22 protein-coding genes, 1 rRNA gene and 5 other annotated features are annotated in these 21,932 nt (G+C 43.6%); all 23 genes read right to left on the bottom strand.

The features are described 5' to 3' along the window. Positions 1–8: 8 nt before the first annotated feature. Positions 9–509, bottom strand: coding sequence for a 50S ribosomal protein L10 (gene rplJ / locus A6749_RS13030; protein ID WP_066390071.1), 501 nt, complete (start codon positions 507–509; stop codon positions 9–11). Between the two features lie 33 nt (positions 510–542). After that, positions 543–687: a sequence feature (ribosomal protein L10 leader region), on the bottom strand. A gap of 64 nt (positions 688–751) precedes the next feature. Next, entirely contained in the window at positions 752–1,441 is a 690-nt protein-coding gene (rplA, locus tag A6749_RS13025) for a 50S ribosomal protein L1 (RefSeq protein WP_066390069.1), read from the bottom strand. Between the two features lie 111 nt (positions 1,442–1,552). Continuing rightward, positions 1,553–1,978: a 50S ribosomal protein L11 gene (gene rplK, locus A6749_RS13020; RefSeq protein ID WP_042353722.1), complete on the bottom strand. Its 426-nt coding sequence runs from the start codon at positions 1,976–1,978 to the stop codon at positions 1,553–1,555. A gap of 205 nt (positions 1,979–2,183) precedes the next feature. Then, positions 2,184–2,717: a transcription termination/antitermination protein NusG gene (gene nusG, locus A6749_RS13015; protein WP_066390064.1), complete on the bottom strand. Its 534-nt coding sequence runs from the start codon at positions 2,715–2,717 to the stop codon at positions 2,184–2,186. A gap of 157 nt (positions 2,718–2,874) precedes the next feature. Continuing rightward, positions 2,875–3,057 carry a preprotein translocase subunit SecE gene (gene secE / locus A6749_RS13010; RefSeq protein WP_066390063.1) on the bottom strand — a complete coding sequence of 61 codons (183 nt, stop codon included), beginning with the start codon at positions 3,055–3,057 and terminating at the stop codon, positions 2,875–2,877. A gap of 48 nt (positions 3,058–3,105) precedes the next feature. Continuing rightward, on the bottom strand, positions 3,106–3,252 hold the full coding sequence (gene rpmG, locus A6749_RS27660) for a 50S ribosomal protein L33 (protein WP_084797821.1): 147 nt from the start codon (positions 3,250–3,252) through the stop codon (positions 3,106–3,108). Positions 3,253–3,342: 90 nt separating this feature from the next. Further along, entirely contained in the window at positions 3,343–3,993 is a 651-nt protein-coding gene (gene sigH / locus A6749_RS13005) for an RNA polymerase sporulation sigma factor SigH (protein WP_066390062.1), read from the bottom strand. A gap of 69 nt (positions 3,994–4,062) precedes the next feature. Continuing rightward, a complete protein-coding gene (locus A6749_RS13000; RefSeq protein WP_066390060.1) occupies positions 4,063–4,572 on the bottom strand; it encodes an NYN domain-containing protein in 510 nt (169 codons plus the stop codon). Positions 4,573–4,577: 5 nt separating this feature from the next. Then, positions 4,578–5,321, bottom strand: a complete 744-nt coding sequence (gene rlmB, locus A6749_RS12995) for a 23S rRNA (guanosine(2251)-2'-O)-methyltransferase RlmB (protein WP_066390058.1) — start codon at positions 5,319–5,321, stop codon at positions 4,578–4,580. Next, positions 5,318–5,743, bottom strand: coding sequence for a Mini-ribonuclease 3 (locus A6749_RS12990; protein WP_066390056.1), 426 nt, complete (start codon positions 5,741–5,743; stop codon positions 5,318–5,320). Before A6749_RS12990 ends, rlmB begins: the two co-directional genes overlap by 4 nt. Before the next feature lie 3 nt (positions 5,744–5,746). After that, positions 5,747–7,144: a cysteine--tRNA ligase gene (gene cysS, locus A6749_RS12985; RefSeq protein WP_066390054.1), complete on the bottom strand. Its 1,398-nt coding sequence runs from the start codon at positions 7,142–7,144 to the stop codon at positions 5,747–5,749. Continuing rightward, a complete protein-coding gene (cysE, locus tag A6749_RS12980) occupies positions 7,125–7,793 on the bottom strand; it encodes a serine O-acetyltransferase (RefSeq protein WP_066390052.1) in 669 nt (222 codons plus the stop codon). Before cysE ends, cysS begins: the two co-directional genes overlap by 20 nt. 62 nt (positions 7,794–7,855) lie before the next feature. Further along, positions 7,856–8,113: a binding site (T-box leader), on the bottom strand. Positions 8,114–8,160: 47 nt separating this feature from the next. Next, positions 8,161–9,618, bottom strand: a complete 1,458-nt coding sequence (gltX, locus tag A6749_RS12975; protein WP_066390050.1) for a glutamate--tRNA ligase — start codon at positions 9,616–9,618, stop codon at positions 8,161–8,163. A 71-nt stretch (positions 9,619–9,689) separates the two neighbouring features. Beyond that, on the bottom strand, positions 9,690–10,172 hold the full coding sequence (gene ispF, locus A6749_RS12970; protein WP_066390049.1) for a 2-C-methyl-D-erythritol 2,4-cyclodiphosphate synthase: 483 nt from the start codon (positions 10,170–10,172) through the stop codon (positions 9,690–9,692). A 56-nt stretch (positions 10,173–10,228) separates the two neighbouring features. Beyond that, positions 10,229–10,912, bottom strand: a complete 684-nt coding sequence (gene ispD / locus A6749_RS12965; protein WP_066390046.1) for a 2-C-methyl-D-erythritol 4-phosphate cytidylyltransferase — start codon at positions 10,910–10,912, stop codon at positions 10,229–10,231. A 36-nt stretch (positions 10,913–10,948) separates the two neighbouring features. Continuing rightward, positions 10,949–12,037, bottom strand: coding sequence for a PIN/TRAM domain-containing protein (locus tag A6749_RS12960; RefSeq protein ID WP_066390045.1), 1,089 nt, complete (start codon positions 12,035–12,037; stop codon positions 10,949–10,951). A 204-nt stretch (positions 12,038–12,241) separates the two neighbouring features. Beyond that, positions 12,242–13,315: a DNA integrity scanning diadenylate cyclase DisA gene (gene disA, locus A6749_RS12955; protein WP_066390043.1), complete on the bottom strand. Its 1,074-nt coding sequence runs from the start codon at positions 13,313–13,315 to the stop codon at positions 12,242–12,244. A 3-nt stretch (positions 13,316–13,318) separates the two neighbouring features. After that, positions 13,319–14,698 (bottom strand): DNA repair protein RadA, encoded by a 1,380-nt coding sequence (gene radA / locus A6749_RS12950; protein WP_066390041.1) that lies wholly within the window; start codon positions 14,696–14,698, stop codon positions 13,319–13,321. A 130-nt stretch (positions 14,699–14,828) separates the two neighbouring features. After that, a complete protein-coding gene (clpC, locus tag A6749_RS12945) occupies positions 14,829–17,273 on the bottom strand; it encodes an ATP-dependent protease ATP-binding subunit ClpC (protein WP_066390039.1) in 2,445 nt (814 codons plus the stop codon). A 5-nt stretch (positions 17,274–17,278) separates the two neighbouring features. Beyond that, positions 17,279–18,364 (bottom strand): protein arginine kinase, encoded by a 1,086-nt coding sequence (locus tag A6749_RS12940; RefSeq protein ID WP_066390037.1) that lies wholly within the window; start codon positions 18,362–18,364, stop codon positions 17,279–17,281. A gap of 2 nt (positions 18,365–18,366) precedes the next feature. Beyond that, positions 18,367–18,915, bottom strand: coding sequence for a UvrB/UvrC motif-containing protein (locus tag A6749_RS12935; protein WP_066390036.1), 549 nt, complete (start codon positions 18,913–18,915; stop codon positions 18,367–18,369). 77 nt (positions 18,916–18,992) lie between these two features. Beyond that, complete coding sequence (locus A6749_RS12930; RefSeq protein WP_066390029.1) at positions 18,993–19,454, bottom strand: CtsR family transcriptional regulator; 462 nt, start codon at positions 19,452–19,454, stop codon at positions 18,993–18,995. A gap of 221 nt (positions 19,455–19,675) precedes the next feature. Beyond that, a 5S ribosomal RNA gene (rrf, locus tag A6749_RS12925) occupies positions 19,676–19,792 on the bottom strand. Positions 19,793–19,883: 91 nt separating this feature from the next. Then, positions 19,884–20,753, bottom strand: a sequence feature (23S ribosomal RNA rRNA prediction is too short). Position 20,754: 1 nt separating this feature from the next. Continuing rightward, positions 20,755–21,500: a sequence feature (23S ribosomal RNA rRNA prediction is too short), on the bottom strand. Positions 21,501–21,511: 11 nt separating this feature from the next. Further along, positions 21,512–21,932: a sequence feature (23S ribosomal RNA rRNA prediction is too short), on the bottom strand.

Here is a 21,932-nt window from a genome sequence, read left to right as displayed (position 1 = left end):
AAATTAGCTTACGCGCCTTGTTCTTCTTTTTGATCTGCAACAGCTTTTGCAGCAAGAGCAAGATTGCGGATTGGAGCTTGTAGTACGCTGAGTAACATAGAAAGTAAACCTTCGCGTGAAGGAAGTTCAGCAAGAGCTTTAACCTCTTCAACTGTTGCGATATTACCTTCGATAACCCCCGCTTTAATTTCAAGCGCCTCGTTCTTTTTCGCAAAATCATTTAAGATTTTAGCTGGTGCTACTACATCTTCAGTACTGAACGCAATTGCGTTAGGACCTGTTAATGCATCGTTTAAGCCTGAAAGCTCAGCTGCGTCAGCAGCACGGCGAGTCATAGAGTTTTTGTAAACTTTGAATTCCACGCCAGCTTCACGAAGTTGTTTACGAAGTTCAGTTACTTGCGCAACTGTTAGTCCGCGGTAATCAACAACAACTGTTGATACGCTGTTCTTTAACTTCTCAGAGATTTCTTCAACAATTTGTTTTTTAGCTTCGATTGCACTGCTCATCTTTACACCTCCTGTAGATTGTCTACATTTATACCAGGCATTAAAAATCCTCCATATCAAACGTGAGACATGGAGGATGCATAAATAGCCGACGATTTCAGCTCATTCTATACGCTAACCTCGGCAGGGAATTAAGCCTGAAGGCACCTGCTGTCTACGGTACAAATGTTTATTTTTAAAACAACAAAACTTATTATAGACAACGTCGTTTTGTTTGTCAATTAGTAATAATTTCCTTCTGATTAAACAGAAGATGGATCTACCTTCACACCAGGACCCATTGTTGAAGTAACAGTAACGTTCTTCATGTAAGTTCCTTTAGCAGCAGAAGGTTTTACTTTTACCATTGTTTCGAAAACAGTAGTAAAGTTTTCAACAAGCTTTTCGTTTTCGAAAGATGTTTTACCGATTGGCACGTGGATGTTTCCAGCTTTGTCAACACGGTATTCAACTTTACCAGCTTTGATTTCGTTAATAGCTTTTGTTACATCAAATGTAACTGTACCTGTTTTAGGGTTTGGCATTAAGCCTTTAGGTCCTAATACGCGGCCAAGTTTACCAACTTCACCCATCATGTCAGGTGTTGCAACGATTACATCGAAATCAAACCAGCCTTGCTGAATTTTGTTGATGTATTCTGAATCGCCTACATAATCAGCGCCAGCAGCTTCTGCTTCCTTCACTTTTTCACCCTTCGCGAATACTAGGACGCGTTGAGTTTTACCAGTTCCGTTTGGAAGAACTACAGCACCACGGATGTTTTGGTCAGCTTTTTTAGGATCAACGCCTAAACGGAAAGCAACTTCAATTGTTGCATCAAATTTTGCGTAGTTTGTTTTCTTTGCTAGTTCAATTGCTTCAGCAACTGGATAAGCTTTTGTGCGATCAACAAGCTTCGCAGCTTCTATATACTTCTTGCCTTTTTTAGCCATTTCAAATTTCCTCCTTGATTTGTGGTTTTAGCGAATTAATCTCCCACGAAAAAGGTTGCGAGTATTTAAAAACTACGCAACCCCCTCATTACACAATAACAGTTACATGGATTAGTCTTCGATGTTGATACCCATGCTGCGTGCAGTACCTTCAACCATGCGCATTGCTGCTTCAACGCTAGCTGCGTTAAGGTCAGGCATTTTTTGTTCCGCAATCTCGCGTACTTTATCACGCTTTACTGTTGCTACTTTATTACGGTTAGGCTGGCCTGAACCAGACTGAATTCCAGCTGCTACTTTTAAAAGAACGGCAGCAGGAGGAGTTTTCGTAATAAATGTAAATGAACGGTCTTCAAACACCGTAATTTCAACAGGAATAATCAATCCAGCTTGATCTGCTGTACGAGCGTTAAATTCCTTACAGAATCCCATAATGTTAACACCCGCTTGACCTAGTGCAGGACCAACCGGCGGCGCTGGGTTAGCTTTACCAGCAGGGATTTGCAATTTAACAACTTTAATTACTTTTTTAGCCACGAGACACACCTCCTTAAAGTCCGTGATGTGGTTAACAGGGTTACCATCCAATCATTTAGGATAGGGGCCCCCTCCCACTCATCTATCTTCTTTATATAAAAAATAAAGAACTTGGCAAAAGTCATGTCTCTTAAATTGAGACATACTGACCTTTGAAATATTAACACTTTTTCATAATGATTTCAAGTTTTTTTACAATATCGGTTTAGATTTTATCAATTTGTGAGAAATCAAGTTCCACCGGAGTGTCTCGGCCGAACATGTTAACAAGTACTTTTAGCTTTGCTTTATCCTTGTCCATTTCTTCGATATTCCCGGTAAAGTTCGCGAATGGACCTTCCTTCACGCGGACTGTTTCACCGATTTCATAGTTTGCGTCAACACGTTTTTCTTCGACGCCCATGCGTTTTAGTAATTGTGTCACTTCTTCTGGCAATAGCGGAGTTGGTTTGGAGCCAGAGCCAGCGGAGCCTACAAATCCTGTTACACCTGGTGTATTCCTAACGACATACCAAGAATCGTCTGTCATCACTAGTTCAACTAACACATAGCCAGGAAATACCTTTCTTTTTACAACCTTTTTCTTGCCATTTTTAATTTCAGTTTCTTCTTCTTCAGGCACAACGACACGGAAGATTTTATCTGTCATACCCATCGATTCTACCCGTTTTTCCAAATTTGCTTTTACTTTATTTTCATAGCCGGAATACGTATGAACAACATACCAGTTCTTTTCCATTTTAAGAGGACTTGATTGTCCGTCCCTCCCAGATTCATCTATTTTTTGCAAGTTTCAAAAGCCTGTGCTTTTCTAACCAAATTAAAAAACCCGTGAAAACGGGCTTTTAGATAAAATTTCCTGTATTGATTACCATTATACCATGAATTAATAGTAATTATTCAAGAATTAAACGAATCAATTTTGAAATCCCTAAATCTAACACTGTAAAGAAAATAGCGAAAAATGCGACGGTTGTTAGCACTGTAACGGTCGAACGCGTAAGTTCGCCTCGTCTTGGCCAACTGACTTTTCTCATTTCACGAATAACATCACTGAAGAATTTCTTTATGCGCTGCATTCTCTGTAACCCCCAACTTTGGCAAATAGCATGTGCTAAAACCTGTACTTATCTTGTTTCTCGGTGGATTGTATGGGCTGCACAAGTTTTACAGAATTTTTTCAATTCTAGTCTAGTAGATTGTGTCTCTTTGCTGATCGTCGAGTAATTTCTTGAGCCGCATTCAACACAAGCAAGAATCACCTTTTTACTCATCATAACACCTTCAATATATCCCTAAAAATGTAACACGACACCCAATTTAATGTCAATAACTATCGAAAACAGAGTAATTCACCTTTGACTTTATAAGGAAAATTCCCGGATTTCCAAATAGCGTTCAAGCTTTCTCTTCACTCTTTGCAGGGCATTATCAATCGATTTCACATGACGATTAAGCTCCTCAGAGATCTCCTGATAGGATTGCCCGTCCAAATAAAGAGCGAGGACTTTGCGTTCCAAGTCACTTAATAATTCCGTCATTTTGATCTCTATATGATCAAATTCCTCTTGATTGATAATTAATTCTTCCGGGTCAAGCACCTTTGCACCTGACAGCACATCCATTAGTGTCCGATCCGATTCTTCATCGTAGATCGGCTTGTCCAACGAGACATACGAGTTTAATGGAATATGCTTCTGTCTTGTCGCTGTTTTAATCGCAGTGATGATTTGGCGGGTTATACATAGTTCTGCAAACGCTTTAAAAGAAGTCAGCTTGTCCTCCCGGTAATCGCGAATGGCCTTGTAGAGACCAATCATCCCCTCCTGGACAATATCTTCCTTATCAGCCCCGACCAAAAAATAGGATCTTGCCTTGGCACGTACAAAATTTCGATACTTATGGATTAAATAATCCAATGCTTCACTATCACCTTTGTGCACCAGATCAATAATTTCTTCGTCTTCCATAACGAACAGCTGCTTATTGACCATTGTTCCGAAGTCAGTACTCAAGCGTGATCCCCTCCACCCAACAAGCATAGATAACATTATTATACAGTAGAAATATTTTGAAGTCGAGGCTCATTTTTGTCCTCTGCGCCACTTTTCAAAAATTTCTGCCATTTCTTCGCTAATTGGAATTTTGGAAACCGGTTTTTTTTCCTGAATTGTTTTAACTTTTTTCTCAATCCCCTTTTCTACCGAGGCCATTTCATTGAGCAGTTCGCGGGCTGATTTTCGTAAGGCCCCTTGTCCAAAAATGGCCCATTGCTCCGTAAAATCGGACGTTGCCACATGAATTTGTGTTTTTCGATTACTTAAACTAATCGCCATTTTTTCAATCCGCTCATCAGCTGTTTCATTTTTACCCGTAAAAATAACCTCAACCTTATGATTTTTATATTTCTTTGCTGTACCTTGCACAAAATAGGCATCAAATACAACAATTACCCGGTAGCCCGAGAAAGCTTGATACTCAGCCATTCTTTCAACTAGCCGATCTCTCGCTGCCGCTAAATCGTGATCCTTTAGCGCCTTTAACTCAGGCCATGCACCGATAATGTTATAGCCATCCACTAGCAGGATATCCATAAAACCTATCCCCCAAGAGGGTGTCGATTCCGATAGACCTCATACATTAACAAGGCTGCAGCAACTGAAGCATTTAATGAGGTCACTTTACCCGCCATTGGCAGGCGAATCAGGAAGTCACACTTATCTCTGATCAGCCTTCCCATCCCTTTTCCTTCACTGCCAATTACCAGTCCAAGCGGCAATGTTCCGTCAAACTGACGATAGTCCTGGGTCCCTGATGCATCTGTTCCGGCAATCCATATACCGCGTTCCTTTAGTTCATCGATTGTACGGGCTAAATTCGTTACCCGGGCGACTGGGATATATTCAATGGCTCCTGTCGATGCTTTTGCAACCGTTGCCGTTAAGCCGACTGCGCGGCGTTTTGGAATAATAATCCCATGAGCTGAGACGGCATCAGCCGTTCTCATAATCGAACCCAAATTATGCGGGTCTTCAATTTCATCTAATATCAAAAAGAAAGGAGGTTCATTTTTCTTTTCCGCTGCCGCAAACAAATCATCTATTTCCGCATACTGATAAGCCGCTACATAGGCAAGAACCCCTTGATGATTTTGATCCGTAATCTGGTCAATCTTCACTTTCGGCACAAATTGCACAAGAACGTTTGCCTCTTTAGCCAAATGTATAACCTGCTGCATTTGCCCGCGCTGTGACCCTTCTGCAATTAGGATTTTATTAATATCGCGGCCCGATTTTAAAGCTTCAATTACCGGGTTTTTGCCAACGATGTATTCTTGATTCATGATGTTGCTCCTCCTTTCTTTTCCTCTACAAATAAAAACGCCTTTTGGACAAGCTCTTCCAAACGTTCAATTTTACCTGATAAATATAAATACCCCATTAACGCTTCAAAAGCTGTACTGTAATGATATGTCTGCACATCGGTGTTTTTCGGAACGGTTCCGGACTTTGCATTTCTGCCGCGCATCACTACCGCCAATTCGTCCTCATGCAAAATTTCTTCCTCCAGCATTTGAAGCAGGATTTGACATTGTGCCTTAGCCGAGACGTATCTTGTACCGGCACGGTGTAACTGATGGGGGCGAACCTGACCGCTATATAGCAGGTGACGGCGGACATAGATTTCAAATACCGCGTCACCCATATAAGCCAGGGCAAGTGCTTTTAATTGATAGGCATCTAATGTATTTTCATAATCCAGCATGAACTAGCCTCTTTTCCACCTTGTGCCTTGCGGGGTGTCTTCTAAAATGATATTCATTTCCTTTAACTGATCGCGAATTTGGTCAGCTAATTGGAAGTTACGGTTTTTTCTTGCTTGAATCCGCTGTTCAATCAAAGCGTCGATTTCTTCATCCAGCATTTCTTCCTGCTCAAGCGACAAACCAATTACAGCAAACAGCGTCTCAAATTCCGCAATAAAGGTATCGATCACCTCTACTGCTGTATTTTTTTCCAACAGGTAATAATTTGCTAATTTGGAGAGCTCAAATAAAACCGATATCGCAAGTGCTGTATTAAAATCATCATCCATCGCTTCAATAAATTGTCTGCGTAAGCCGGCAATTTGATCAAACCACTGCTGATTATTATCTGTTAAATTAGTGCTCGCCTCTTTACGGTGCTTTAAATTTTGATAAGAGGTTATTAACCTTTCAAAAGCAGCCTTTGTGCTCTCCAGCAATTCCTCGCTGTAGTTGATTGGGTTACGATAATGCACAGACAGCATGAAGAACCTTAAAACCTGTGGATTATGCTTCTTAATAATATCGTGAACAAGAACAAAGTTTCCTAATGATTTTGACATCTTTTCGTTATCGATATTTATATACCCGTTATGCATCCAATAGTTAGCAAACGTCTTGCCAGACAAGCTTTCTGATTGGGCAATTTCATTTTCATGATGCGGGAAGGTTAAATCCTGGCCGCCAGCATGGATATCAATGGTTTCGCCAAGATATTTCTTCGCCATCGCCGAGCATTCAATATGCCATCCGGGCCGTCCTGGACCCCATGGACTTTCCCAGAAGATTTCTCCTTCTTTTGCGGCCTTCCATAAGGCAAAGTCCAAATCGTCTTCCTTTTTATTCCCCACTTCAATTCTGGCACCAACCTGCAGTTCATCAATCGATTGATGTGAGAGTTTGCCGTATTCATCAAAGCTGCGTGTCCGGAAATAGACGTCTCCTTCTGATTCATATGCATATCCTTTTTCAACCAGCTGTTTGATAAAGTCAATAATGATATCCATATTCTCCATAACTCTTGGATGAACATCAGCTTTTTTGCAGCCTAACGCCGAAACATCTTCAAAGTACGCCTCAATAAAGCGATTTGCGATGGTAGGTACATCCTCATCAAGCTGGTTGGCAGCCCGGATTAATTTATCGTCGACATCGGTAAAATTAGAAACATATTGCACATCATAGCCGCGAAATTCAAAATAGCGGCGGACCGTATCAAATACAATAGCCGGGCGGGCATTACCAATATGAATATAATTATAGACAGTCGGACCGCAAACATACATTTTCACTTTTCCTTCTTCCAGCGGTACGAATGTTTCCTTTTTTCTAGTCAGTGTATTATATAGTCGAATGGCCATTCACTTTTGTCCTTTCTTGTTTTAATTCGTAAAGCTCTTGCCGTACATCATCCAGTTCAGCCTGCAGCTCTTTGAAACGGTCAGCTACCGGGTCCGGCAGATCACAATGATTTAAATCCTTACTAATTCGTTTGCCGTCTTGAATCACAACTTTCCCCGGGATTCCAACTACTGTCGAGTTTGGCGGTACTTCTTTTAACACAACCGAGCCGCCGCCAATCTTAGAGTTCTCACCAATTGTAATCGAACCCAGGACTTTTGCCCCTGTAGAAATAAGAACATTATCCTTAATCGTCGGATGGCGTTTTCCTTTTTCTTTTCCTGTTCCGCCTAATGTCACCCCTTGGTAAATCGTGACGTTATCACCGATTTCGCAGGTTTCACCAATGACAACACCCATCCCATGGTCGATAAAAAATCTTCTGCCTATTTTAGCCCCTGGATGGATTTCAATTCCCGTGAAAAAGCGGCTAATTTGCGAAATGGCCCGTGCAAGGAAAAATAATTTTCGCTTATAGAGGGCATGAGCGAATCGGTGCGCCCAAATCGCATGCAATCCAGAATACGTCAAGATCACCTCTAAATACGTCCTGGCAGCCGGGTCCTGATCAAATACAACATCAACATCTTCCTTTAACAGTTTAAACAATTTCAACCCTCCCCATATCTTCCGGTAAACTATTTTGAATAAAAAAGCGCCCCTGTCGTAATGACAGAGACGCTTGTGCGTGGTTCCACTCTGATTAGGCACCTGTCTTTTTTCAGCTAAACGAACAACAGCTGAAACAAACATGCCTCACTCTAACTTGTTAACGGAAAGGTTCCGCCCAAATCTACTCAAGACAGCTCTCTTTTGAAATGGGGCTCAGAGGTGCATTTCAAACAATGAGCGGCCTGAACCACTTTCAGCCGGTGATGGTTCTCTCTTTCAGGCATCATTCTTTTACTTATCCTCTTCGACGTTTTAGCTCGTATAAAATATTGTATATTTACTATATTACATTTTAACCCGAATGTTAACCAATAATTTGCATAATCCGCTGTTGTACTTTTTCTTTTCCTAAAAGTTCAATTGATTTTGGCAAGTCTGGTCCATGGGTTTGTCCTGTTACAGCGGCTCGAATTGGCATGAACAAGTTCTTGCCTTTTTGACCGGTGGATTTTTGCACTGCCTTCATTGCTGCTTTGATTGATTCTGCCTCGAAGTGTTCCAGGCCATTCAGCTCTTCTGAAAATGCCTTTAATACTTCCGGCACTTGCTCTCCGGCAAGAACCTCTTTTGCTTCTTCTTCAAAGTCCACTTGTTCTTTAAAGAACAAATCGGAAAGCTCCACAATTTCAGCACCAAAGCTCATTTTTTCCTGAAGCAGCGATACCAGGCTCTTTACCCATTCTCTTTCCTCGGATGAAAGGTTTTCCTTCACTCGTCCCGCTTTGATAAGATGCGGTAAGGAAAGCTCCACAACCCGGTCAAGCTCTATTTTTTTCATGTATTGATTGTTCATCCATGTTAGCTTTTGCTTATCAAATAATGCCGGAGATTTGGATAACCGGCTGGCATCGAACAGCTGAATAAATTCATCTTTTGAGTAAAGCTCTTCTTCACCCGCAGGAGACCAGCCAAGCAAGGTAATAAAGTTAAATATTGCTTCCGGCAAATAGCCTAATTCCTCGTATTGCTCAATGAACTGAATGATGGATTCATCACGCTTGCTTAACTTCTTCCGGCTTTCGTTTACAATCAACGTCATATGGCCGAAAGTCGGCGGTTCCCAGCCTAGTGCTTCATACACCATCAACTGTTTCGGTGTATTGGAGATATGGTCATCCCCGCGAAGGACGTGGGAAATTTCCATCAAGTAATCATCGATAGATACCGCAAAGTTATACGTCGGGGTGCCGTCTTTTTTCACAATGACCCAGTCGCCCATACCCTCTGATTCGAAGGATACGACGCCCTTTACCATATCATCAAATGTATAGGTCTTGCCTTCCGGAACAAGGATGCGGATGCTCGGCTCGCGGCCTTCGCTTTCTAAACGCGCTCTGTCTTCGGCTGTTAAGTGGCGGCATTTACCAGAATAATGCGGTGTTTCCCCGCGTTCCATCTGCGCATCCCGCTCAGCCTCCAGCTCTTCCTCCGTACAATAACATTTATAAGCCTGGCCATTTTCTAACAGCTGCTTATAATATGTTTCATAAATATCATTTCGTTCTGACTGCCGGTACGGTCCGTATTCACCGCCGACATCCACGCTTTCATCCCAGTCGATTCCGAGCCATTTCAAATATTTCAATTGGCTCTGTTCGCCGCCCTCAATATTCCGCTTCTTATCCGTGTCCTCAATCCGAATAATAAACTTGCCGCCCTTATTGCGGGCAAATAAATAGTTAAATAACGCCGTACGGGCATTTCCAATATGTAAATGTCCGGTTGGACTAGGAGCATATCTTACACGTATTTCGTTTGACATTATAATGCCTCCACTTTCCCAGTTGGTTTCATCTTGATTCATTTTACCACTATGGTTTTACCGGATAAAGTCTAAACGTCTGCCTTTTTTAAAAGAACAACCGCTTGAGCGGCAATTCCCTCGCCCCTGCCGGTAAAGCCCAGTTTTTCAGTAGTCGTCGCCTTCACATTAATTTGATCTGTGTTCGCCTCTAACAGTTCCGCAATCCGACCCCGGATTTGATCAATATAGGGAGCCATTTTTGGCTTTTGCGCAATAATCGTACAATCGGCATTGACAAGCTCATAGCCCTTCTCTTTTACCAGCTGCCAGACATGCTCCATCAGTTTAGCAGAGTCAGCATCTTTAAACTCAGGGTCCGTATCAGGGAAATGCTTGCCAATATCGCCCTCGCCAATTGCGCCAAGACATGCATCTGACACAGTATGTAATAACACATCGGCATCGGAATGCCCCAGTAAGCCCTTTTCATAAGGAATCGTAATACCGCCGATAATAAGCGGCCGCCCTTCCGTTAATTGATGAACATCAAAGCCTTGTCCAATACGAAACATCATTTATAACCCCTTTTATCCAGCTTCAGCGCCCTATGCAAGGCGCTGAGGCTTTTCTATTTTTGTCTCTTTTTTAAAATGGCTTCTGCAAAAAACAAATCTTCCGGTGTTGTCAGCTTAATATTATCGTAATCTCCCTCTACCATCGTTACAGGATGCCCCAAGCGCTCCACAAGGCTGGCATCATCTGTTCCAAGGAAACTGTCCCGTTCTGCTTTTTCATACGCCGCCGCTAGCAGCGAAACGCGAAAAGCTTGTGGGGTTTGCACTGCCCACAAGCTTGAACGTTCAACAGTCGCTTCCACAACACCATTTCCAACTTTTTTCATCGTGTCTTTAGCCGGAACACCGATAATCGCTGCACCCGTTTGCGCTGCTGTTTCTGTTAAACGATGAATATGATTCCGTAAAATAAACGGCCTGGCGGCATCATGGACCAGAATAATGCCATCATCTCTAACCGTCTTCAAGGCATTAAAAATGCTGTCCTGCCGCTCTTTTCCGCCTGGCACTAAACCAATTACCTTGCTCAGACGATACTTTTTGATTAATGCTCGAAATTCCGCTTCATCTTGAGGATGAATGGCTAAAATGATTCCTGTACAGGTTTTGTCCGCTTCAAATACTTTTAACGTATGAACAAGTACAGGAATGCCAGCAAGCTCAAGTAACAGTTTATTTTTCCCCGCTCCCATTCTCTTTCCCTGACCTGCAGCAGGGATAATGACCTGGTAAGTCATAGTAAAACCTCATTCTTTCTCTCTATTCACGTATTATTATAAAGCTTTTTCTAATAATTTCGGCTTGGCAAAGATCATTCTGCCTGCAGATGTCTGCAGCACACTGGTGACGAGAACCTCAATTCGTTTTCCAATGTATTCTCTGCCTTCTTCCACTACAATCATCGTGCCGTCATCAAGGTAGGCAACCCCTTGATGATACTCTTTTCCGTCTTTAATGACCTGTACCGTCAATTCCTCTCCAGGAAGGACGACTGGCTTCACAGCGTTGGCAAGATCATTGATATTTAAAACCGCTACATTTTGCAATTCGCACACTTTATTCAAATTAAAATCATTCGTAACGAGAATTCCATTTGTTAATTTAGCCAGCTTTACCAGCTTTGAATCAACCTCTTGAATTTCCTCAAAATCGCCTTCATAAATTTCTACTTTAATGGCCAATTCTTTTTGAATCCGATTTAAAATGTCAAGACCCCTTCTGCCACGGTTTCTTTTTAACACATCGGATGAATCGGCGATATGCTGTAATTCTTCCAGAACAAACTGCGGGATGACAATCGTTCCTTCTAAAAATCCCGTTTGGCAAATGTCCGCAACACGTCCGTCAATAATGACACTCGTATCCAAAATCTTTAATGATTTCCCGGATGGCTTCTCTGCCTCTTCTTCCGCAGACTTTTTCTTGCCGCTGCCTCTGCCAAACAACCCGAGAAGCTCATCTCGCTTCTTAAAGCCCACCTGGAAGCCAAGATAACCAAACAGCAATGTTAATACGATTGGTGCAACTGCATTCAAGATAGGTACTTGCACCGCATTTAGGGCAAACCCAATTAAAAAGGCAACCAATAAACCAAAGATTAACCCAACACTTCCAAACAGCACATCAGTAACCGGGATTTTGACTAAGGAATCCTCAGCCCACTTAATAAAATTAAACACATAATCTACTGCCCAAAAGGTAAGAAGATAAAAAATAATAGCACCTAAAATAGCAGTAACATAGGAATTATTGATTAAGGCGGTTGTTTCCAAGCCTATTACTTTAAATAATTCCGGCAGAAATAAGATCCCAAGCGTACCACCAATAATGAGGAAGCAAGCCTGAACAATTCGTTTTAACATTTCTTCACCTCCTCTAATTAATTATAAACATATTTACAAAAATGAAACCGCCAATTTCCAATTATTTTTCCAAAATGTAAACATCTTGAAATTTTTTTGTTATGATAAAATCTTATTTCTCATAGGGTAGCATCAGAGGAAATAAGTGTCAAATAAATTGAAATTTTTAATTTTATCATAGTTCAAAAGTTCTAGCAATACTTTTTATAAATGTCGGTCTGTGTACAGCCGTTCTCTGATTAATTTGAACCCTTCTTTAATCTTCTTCGCCCGTACTTCCCCGATCCCTTCAACTTCATCTAATTCCTCTACCGATGCCGCAATGATGCTGCATAAATCTTTAAACGTTTCGATTAAATTTTCAATTATGACGGCCGGCAGTCTTGGGATTTTATGGAGGATGCGATAGCCGCGCGGTTTTTTATTCTCCTCAAGATGGACATAGCCGAAATAGCCTAATAGTTTTAGCAGCGCTACGTCCTCCATATTGCTGCTGTTAACCGATGCCTGAATTTTCTGCAGAACCTCCTCCGGTTTGACGTTCCGGTCAAAGGCATAATCCTTGATAATCAGCATCATTTCTTCTTCCAGCTCCGTTAGAATCTCATTCATCTGCAGGCGGATGAGCCTTCCTTCCGTCCCAAGCTCATACAAGTAAGTCAACAGTTCATTTTTAATTTTCAATACCATTTCAAACCGGTGAAGGACAAGTAAAAAATCATTATATGTAACAGATTCTTCAAACTCTAAAATACTAAAATTAGCAATCGTCTGCTCCATAACAACTTTATACTTTTCCAATGTCTGAATCGCTTGATTGGCTTTTGTTAAAATGACGGCAATATCCTTTAATGCATACCGGTGATTCCCCTGATACAAGGTAATCACATTTCGGCGCTGGGAAATGGCGATTACGAGCGCCTTCGTCTGCTTTGCTACCCTTTCGGCCGTGCGGTGCCGCATTCCTGTCTCCGATGAGGGAATGTGTTGGTCGGGAGCCAGCTGGGCGTTGGCAATCAAAATTTTATTCGCGGTATCATTGAGAATAATAGCACCGTCCATTTTCGCCAATTCATATAAAAAGCTTGGTGAAAATGAACAATTAATAGCAAAACCGCCGTCTACAACAGTTTTAACCTTATCATTATAACCGATGACAATCAGCCCGCCGGTATTGGCCCTGAGGACATTATCCAACCCCTCTCGAATAGGCGTACCCGGGGCAATTAATTGCAATAAATCAATAATTGACTGTTCGCCGGACTTTTTATGCTCCATCTGTTATCCCCCTAATGCTGCCCTTAGTGCCTCGCTGACTGACGATACACCAATGAGTTCGACTCCCTTCGGCCCCTTCCAGCCGCCTAGATTATTGGCTGGCAGGATAACCCGCTCAAAGCCCAGTTTCGCGGCTTCTTGGACACGCTGTTCAATCCGGGATACCCGTCTTACTTCCCCTGTTAATCCGACCTCACCAATAATGCAGTCTGTCGGCCTTGTCGGCTGGTCTCTAAAGCTTGAGGCAATACTGACGGCAACTGCTAGGTCGATGGCCGGTTCATCCAATTTAACACCGCCGGCAACTTTTACGTAGGCATCCTGGTTAGCCAGCAGAAGTCCTACCCGCTTTTCGAGCACTGCCATCAATAACGGTACCCGGTTATGGTCAATTCCCGTCGCCATTCTTCTAGGATTACCGAAACTTGTCGGGGAGATCAATGCTTGAATCTCCACCAGAACCGGCCGCGTTCCTTCCATGGAGGCAACGACTGTGGACCCGGATGCTCCTCGTGACCGTTCTTCAAGGAAAATTTCTGATGGATTTTCCACTTCTTCCAAGCCAAATTCCTTCATTTCAAAAATGCCCATTTCATTTGTTGAGCCAAAGCGGTTTTTCACAGCTCTGAGGATACGATAGGTATGGTGTCTTTCTCCCTCAAAATAAAGTACCGTATCAACCATATGCTCTAACAGGCGTGGTCCAGCAATCGCCCCTTCCTTTGTGACATGGCCGACAATAAAAATAGCAATTCCCTTTGTTTTCCCGATTCTCATTAATTCCGCGGTACATTCACGAACCTGGGACACACTGCCCGGTGCCGATGTCACATCCGGATGGAAAACTGTTTGAATCGAGTCAATGATAACAAAGCTTGGATTACTCTGCTCAATCGTTCGATTAATTTCCTCAAGATTTGTTTCCGCATAAACAAGCAGGTTTTCCGAGGAGATTCCTAATCGTTCAGCCCTTAATTTTGTCTGCCGTAACGATTCCTCTCCCGATATGTATAAAACCTGATGGCCTTTCCCCGCAAGTTGTGAGGAGACCTGCAAAAGGAGTGTAGACTTGCCAATCCCCGGGTCACCGCCGATTAGTACTAATGACCCTTTTACTACACCGCCGCCAAGAACCCGGTTTAGTTCTGCTAAATCCGTATGGATCCTAGGTTCACTGACCATTTCAATCGAAGTAATAGGTGTAGGCTTAGAAGCAATTGTTCCGCCTTGGGAATGGGCAAAAGCCCCCCTTCTTGCTGTACCGGTTACCTCTACTTCCTCCACCATTTTATTCCAAGCGCCGCAGCCCGGGCATTTTCCCATCCATTTTGGGGATTCATACCCGCACTCCTGACACATAAATTTCGTTTTCCGTTTAACCATGTGATTCTTCCTCTCTAGTCCTGCAGAGAATTCGATCCATATGTAAAAAGAGGTACACGATTCATTTATATTCACGTGTACCTCCCATCTTTTTAAAAACCTAGTAAACTTCGCTTGAGCTATAACCCGTTTATTTTGTTACAGTCTCTTTCTCTGCTGTTTTGACGGTAAATTCACCATTTTCCACATCAATTATAGCATGCTGTCCTGCGGAAAATGTACCCTTTAAGAGCTCCTCAGAAAGCCGGTCTTCAATATGCTTTTGAATTGCCCGCTTAAGCGGTCTTGCCCCGTACTCAGGGTCATAACCTTCTTCAGAGATTTTGTCCCTTGCGGCAGTTGTTAATTCAATCGAAATATGCTGCTCTTTGAGGCGTTTAATTAATTGATCTGATAATAGGGTTACAATTTCATTCAGGTGCTTTCTTTCAAGTGCATGGAAGACAATGATTTCGTCAATCCGGTTCAGGAACTCAGGACGGAATGCTTTCTTCAGCTCTTCCATCACTTTCCCTTTCATGTCTTTGTAATCCTGGTCGGCTGTGTCTTGAATATTAAAGCCGACAAACTTATTCCGCCGCAATGCCTCTGCACCGACATTGGAAGTCATAATTAATACGGTATTGCGGAAATCGACTGTCCGGCCCTTGGAATCTGTTAAGCGTCCATCTTCAAGTACTTGAAGTAAAATGTTAAATACATCTGGATGAGCCTTTTCAATTTCGTCCAGCAGAATAACAGAATACGGCTTTCTGCGTACTTTTTCCGTCAGCTGGCCGCCCTCTTCGTACCCTACATATCCCGGAGGCGAACCAACAAGGCGGGATGTCGAATGCTTCTCCATATACTCCGACATGTCAATACGGATCATCGCATCTTCATCACCGAACATAGCTTCAGCTAAAGCACGGGCCAATTCAGTTTTCCCGACACCTGTAGGTCCAAGGAAGATGAAAGAACCAATTGGACGCTTCGGATCTTTTAATCCCGCTCTGGCACGTCGCACAGCCTTGGCAACAGCGACAACTGCCTCATCCTGCCCAATGACACGAGAATGCAGAATTTCCTCTAAATTAAGCAGCTTCGCAGTCTCTGTTTCTGCCAGTTTAGAAACTGGAATTCCCGTCCAGCTAGAGACAACAGCAGCAATATCCTCAACAGTTACTTCACTATTTTCTTTTCCTTGTTTTTCTTTCCATGTTTTCTTCGTTTCTTCTAATTGTTCGCGTAAGCGCTGTTCGGAATCCCTTAATGAAGCTGCTTTTTCAAATTCCTGGCTTTGAACAGAGGCATCCTTTTCCTTTCTGACTTCCTCAAGCTTAACCTCCAACTCTTTTAAATTAGGAGGGGTAGTATAAGAACGAAGTCTTACCTTTGATCCCGCTTCATCGATTAAATCGATGGCCTTGTCAGGCAGGAAGCGGTCAGAAATATAACGGTCTGACAGCTTAACGGCAGCTTCAATCGCTGCATCTGAAATGGATACGCGGTGGTGCGCCTCATAACGATCGCGCAAGCCTTGTAATATCTGAACCGATTCATCCGCAGTCGGTTCATCGACACGAATCGGCTGGAAGCGGCGTTCAAGCGCTGCATCCTTTTCAATATATTTACGATATTCATCAAGCGTTGTTGCTCCAATACATTGCAGTTCACCTCGGGCAAGCGATGGTTTTAAGATGTTGGAGGCATCAATCGCGCCTTCTGCTCCGCCGGCACCAATCAAAGTATGGAGCTCATCGATAAATAGAATAATATTTCCCGCCTGGCGGATTTCATCCATTACTTTTTTCAAACGGTCCTCAAATTCACCGCGATATTTTGTCCCAGCGACAACTGTTCCCATATCTAGGGTCATGACCCTCTTATCACGAAGAATCTCCGGCACCTCATTATTGACGATTTGCTGGGCAAGACCTTCAGCAATCGCGGTTTTACCGACACCAGGCTCACCGATTAACACCGGGTTGTTTTTCGTACGGCGGCTCAGGACTTCAATCACACGCTGAATTTCCTTGCTGCGGCCAATGACAGGGTCCAAGCTGCCTTCCCTTGCAATTGCCGTTAAATCGCGAGCCAGACTGTCTAAAGTCGGCGTATTGGCATTTGCGGATGCACTGCCTTGATGTCCCCCTGATTCATTGCTGCCAAGCAGCTGAAGTACTTGCTGACGAGCCTTATTTAAGCTGACACCTAAATTATTCAGCACGCGTGCAGCAACGCCTTCACCTTCGCGGATTAAACCAAGCAGAATATGCTCAGTGCCGACATAGGAGTGGCCTAATTTTCTAGCTTCGTCCATGGAAAGCTCGATAACTTTTTTTGCTCTAGGTGTATAGTGAATGATTTGCGAAGACTCTTGGCCTTTGCCAATTAGGTTTTCCACTTCTTTTTGAATTTTATCAGAGCCTAAACCTAGTCCATAAAGGGCTTTAGCAGCAATCCCTTCTCCTTCGCGAATTAATCCTAAAAGAATGTGCTCTGTCCCAATATTATTGTGTCCTAGGCGGATTGCCTCTTCTTGTGCTAAAGCCAACACCTTTTGTGCTCTTTCAGTAAAACGGCCAAACATCATAGCGCTCACTCCTCACCTTTTATTTTTTCAGATTCCATTTTAAGACGTTCGCGAATTAACGCGGCACGTCTGATATCCCTTTCATGCGGCCTTAGCTGTCCTCCGGCATACTGCTGCAGGAAGCCAGGCTGGGTTAGGATCATTAATTCGTTCAGAATCGTTTTGGACATCTGATCAATGTAGCCCATATCAATTCCGAGACGAACATCGGATAAACAGCGGGCTGCTTCCTTTGATTCTATAATCCTGCTATTGGTTAAAACGCCTAATGAGCGGAACACCCTGTCTTCTAATTGTATGTTGGAAGTTTTTCGTAATGCTTCCCTTGCTGACCTTTCTTGTGAAATTAGCTGGCTGACAACCCCCATCAAATCCCTGCAAATATCCTCTTCAGATTTTCCCAAGGTAATTTGATTTGAGATTTGAAAAATATTTCCCAGCGCCTCGCTGCCTTCACCATAAATTCCTCTTACTACAAAACCTAATTGATTGATTGCAGGTATGATACGATTCATTTGCTGGGTTAAAATCAAGCCCGGGAGATGCATCATCACGGAGGCACGAATCCCGGTGCCAACATTGGTCGGGCAGCTGGTTAAATAACCGTATTTTTCATCAAATGCGTATTGAATATGGCTTTCAAGCCAATCATCAATTTCATTAGCGGCCATTAAGGCATTAGTTAACTGCAATCCGGGGAACAAGCACTGAATCCGGATATGGTCCTCTTCATTAATCATAATACTAATTTCTTCATTTTCGGTTAATAGCACTGCACCTTCCGGCGAGTCTTCCGCGAGATGAGGACTGATTAAATGCTTTTCCACTAACACTCTTTTTTGAAGCGGCTGTAATTCACTAATTTTCAACAGCTCCATCGGGCTAAATTTTTGCAGACCGGCCGTTTGCAAGACCCGCTCCATTTCAGAAGTAATTTGTTTTGCTTCTTCATGAGAAAATAATGTTGGAAATTTATATTGTTCAAAGTTTCGGGCCAGGCGGATTCGTGTACTTAAGACAATGTCTGAATCCGGTCCTTCCTCACTCATCCAAGAGCTTACCGCTTGGTGTAAAAAATGTTCGAGTGACACAATTACTCCCCTCCCTCAACATGGCCGGCAAGCTTTCTTTCCATACTGCGAATTTCATCCCGAATCTTTGCTGCCTTCTCAAACTCTTCATGTGAAATACATTCTTGCAAGCTTACCTTTAACTCATCAATCTGCTTTCGCAGGTGTAAATCGCCGCCAATTCTTTTTGGAATTTTCCCATTATGTGCCCAGTTGCCGCTATGAAGTCTTCTTAAAACCGGCTGCAGCTGGTCTTTAAAGGTGTCATAGCAATGTGCACAACCAAACCTGCCTAGTTTTAAAAACTGCGGGAAGGTCATTGAGCAGTGACCACAATGGAGGACCTCCTCCGGTTGAAATGGACTCTGGCTGGGCGTCTGAAAAGATGGATCAATCTTTAATAGTCCGGCTAATAAATTATTAAAATTAAATCCGGATTGCCCATTAAATATGAACATCTCACTTTTTTCCTGGGCACATACCTCACAGAGATTTACTTCGGTCTTTTCACCATTAATAATTTTGGTAAAATGAAGTGCCGCAGGTCTTTGATTACACTCCTGGCAAATCATAATTTCACCTCTCCTAAAGCTTGGTTTCTCCCCACGGTGGTAGGAGAAGAATGAGTATTATTTACGATATAACTTTATTATTTATATTTTAAAGTGGTTAACATGGCCTTTAGCATTCGCGCTCTTAGTTCATCGCGATATGGAAGATCAATATATAAGACGGAACGGTCAATGACACTTAACATAATTTTGGCTTCCCGATTTGTGATGATTTCCTCCTGCACAAGCCTCCCTATAACATCTTCGGCACTCGCTTGACTAATCCTGCTTTGAAAAAGTGACAATAAATGATCAATTAAATCAGCAGAATCATGAGACTCCACTTTCATAATACGTATATACCCGCCTCCGCCGCGTTTACTCTCAACAATATATCCTCTTTCGATGGTAAATCGGGTATTTATGACATAATTTATTTGTGAAGGAACACATTGAAATTTATCGGCGATTTCACTTCGCTTAATTTCAACATGGTCTGCCTCACTCATTTCCAGCACTTGCTTTAAATACATTTCAATAATATCGGAGATGTTCCTCATCTTCCCACCCCCCATTATCATCTGACTTTGACTATATTTGACATTAATTATACTTAAATTTTTTTCAAGATGCAACGATTCACTACATTATGATTTTCTCCAAATTCTGCAGTTGCAAAACATAGGATTTATGGGAAAAAACTACTATTTATTTTTGGTGTCAGTTTAAGCTGGAAAAATGCAAAAAAAAGACAACCTATTTCAGGTTGTCTTTTTTGTTTGCCCGGCAGCGTCCTACTCTCACAGGGGCGCCTGCCCCAACTACCATCGGCGCTGAGAAGCTTAACTTCCGTGTTCGGTATGGGAACGGGTGTGACCTTCTCGCCATCACCGCCGGACTATTTATTTGAGGTTCATTCCCTCAAAACTAGATAATACAGAAGAAGAATCGTAAGAATGAGTTCGCTACTATTTGACTTGGTTAAGTCCTCGATCGATTAGTATCAGTCAGCTCCACATGTCACCATGCTTCCACCTCTGACCTATCAACCTGATCATCTTTCAGGGATCTTACTAGCTTGACGCTATGGGAAATCTCATCTTGAGGGGGGCTTCATGCTTAGCTGGGCATCCTCTGGATGGATACCGCACATAGCTACCCAGCGATGCCTTTGGCAAGACAACTGGTACACCAGCGGTGCGTCCATCCCGGTCCTCTCGTACTAAGGACAGCTCCTCTCAAATTTCCTGCGCCCACGACGGATAGGGACCGAACTGTCTCACGACGTTCTGAACCCAGCTCGCGTACCGCTTTAATGGGCGAACAGCCCAACCCTTGGGACCGACTACAGCCCCAGGATGCGATGAGCCGACATCGAGGTGCCAAACCTCCCCGTCGATGTGGACTCTTGGGGGAGATAAGCCTGTTATCCCCAGGGTAGCTTTTATCCGTTGAGCGATGGCCCTTCCATGCGGAACCACCGGATCACTAAGCCCGACTTTCGTCCCTGCTCGACTTGTAGGTCTCGCAGTCAAGCTCCCTTGTGCCTTTACACTCTGCGAATGATTTCCAACCATTCTGAGGGAACCTTTGGGCGCCTCCGTTACATTTTAGGAGGCGACCGCCCCAGTCAAACTGCCCACCTGACACTGTCTCCCACCCCGATCAGGGGTGAGGGTTAGAATTTCAATACAGCCAGGGTAGTATCCCACCGACGCCTCCACCGAAGCTGGCGCTCCGGCTTCTCAGGCTCCTACCTATCCTGTACAAGCTGTACCAAAATTCAATATCAGGCTACAGTAAAGCTCCATGGGGTCTTTCCGTCCTGTCGCGGGTAACCTGCATCTTCACAGGTACTATAATTTCACCGAGTCTCTCGTTGAGACAGTGCCCAGATCGTTACGCCTTTCGTGCGGGTCGGAACTTACCCGACAAGGAATTTCGCTACCTTAGGACCGTTATAGTTACGGCCGCCGTTTACTGGGGCTTCGATTCAGAGCTTCGCGTGAGCTAACCCCTCCTCTTAACCTTCCAGCACCGGGCAGGCGTCAGCCCCTATACTTCGCCTTGCGGCTTCGCAGAGACCTGTGTTTTTGCTAAACAGTCGCCTGGGCCTATTCACTGCGGCTCATCGAGGCTATGCACCTCAATAAGCACCCCTTCTCCCGAAGTTACGGGGTCATTTTGCCGAGTTCCTTAACGAGAGTTCTCTCGCTCACCTTAGGATTCTCTCCTCGCCTACCTGTGTCGGTTTGCGGTACGGGCACCTTTTATCTCGCTAGAGGCTTTTCTTGGCAGTGTGGAATCAGGAACTTCGGTACTATAATTCCCTCGCTATCACAGCTCAGCCTTTACGATGAACGGATTTTCCTATTCATCAGCCTAACTGCTTAGACGCGCATAACCAGCAGCGCGCTTACCCTATCCTCCTGCGTCCCCCCATCACTCAAACGATAAAGAGGTGGTACAGGAATATCAACCTGTTGTCCATCGCCTACGCCTTTCGGCCTCGGCTTAGGTCCCGACTAACCCTGAGCGGACGAGCCTTCCTCAGGAAACCTTAGGCATTCGGTGGATGAGATTCTCACTCATCTTTCGCTACTCATACCGGCATTCTCACTTCTAAGCGCTCCACCGGTCCTTACGGTCCAGCTTCAACGCCCTTAGAACGCTCTCCTACCACTGACATCGTAGATGTCAATCCACAGCTTCGGTGATACGTTTAGCCCCGGTACATTTTCGGCGCAGAGTCACTCGACCAGTGAGCTATTACGCACTCTTTAAATGGTGGCTGCTTCTAAGCCAACATCCTGGTTGTCTAAGCAACTCCACATCCTTTTCCACTTAACGTATACTTTGGGACCTTAGCTGGTGGTCTGGGCTGTTTCCCTTTTGACTACGGATCTTATCACTCGCAGTCTGACTCCCACGGATAAGTCTTTGGCATTCGGAGTTTGTCTGAATTCGGTAACCCGATGAGGGCCCCTAGTCCAAACAGTGCTCTACCTCCAAGACTCTAACAACGTGAGGCTAGCCCT

It is taken from the genome of Neobacillus mesonae (assembly GCF_001636315.1).
In the GTDB taxonomy this organism is placed as follows: domain Bacteria; phylum Bacillota; class Bacilli; order Bacillales; family Cytobacillaceae; genus Neobacillus; species Neobacillus mesonae.
The sequence above is the reverse complement of the archived record's forward strand: the minus strand, read 5'-3'. Positions and strand labels throughout refer to the sequence as shown.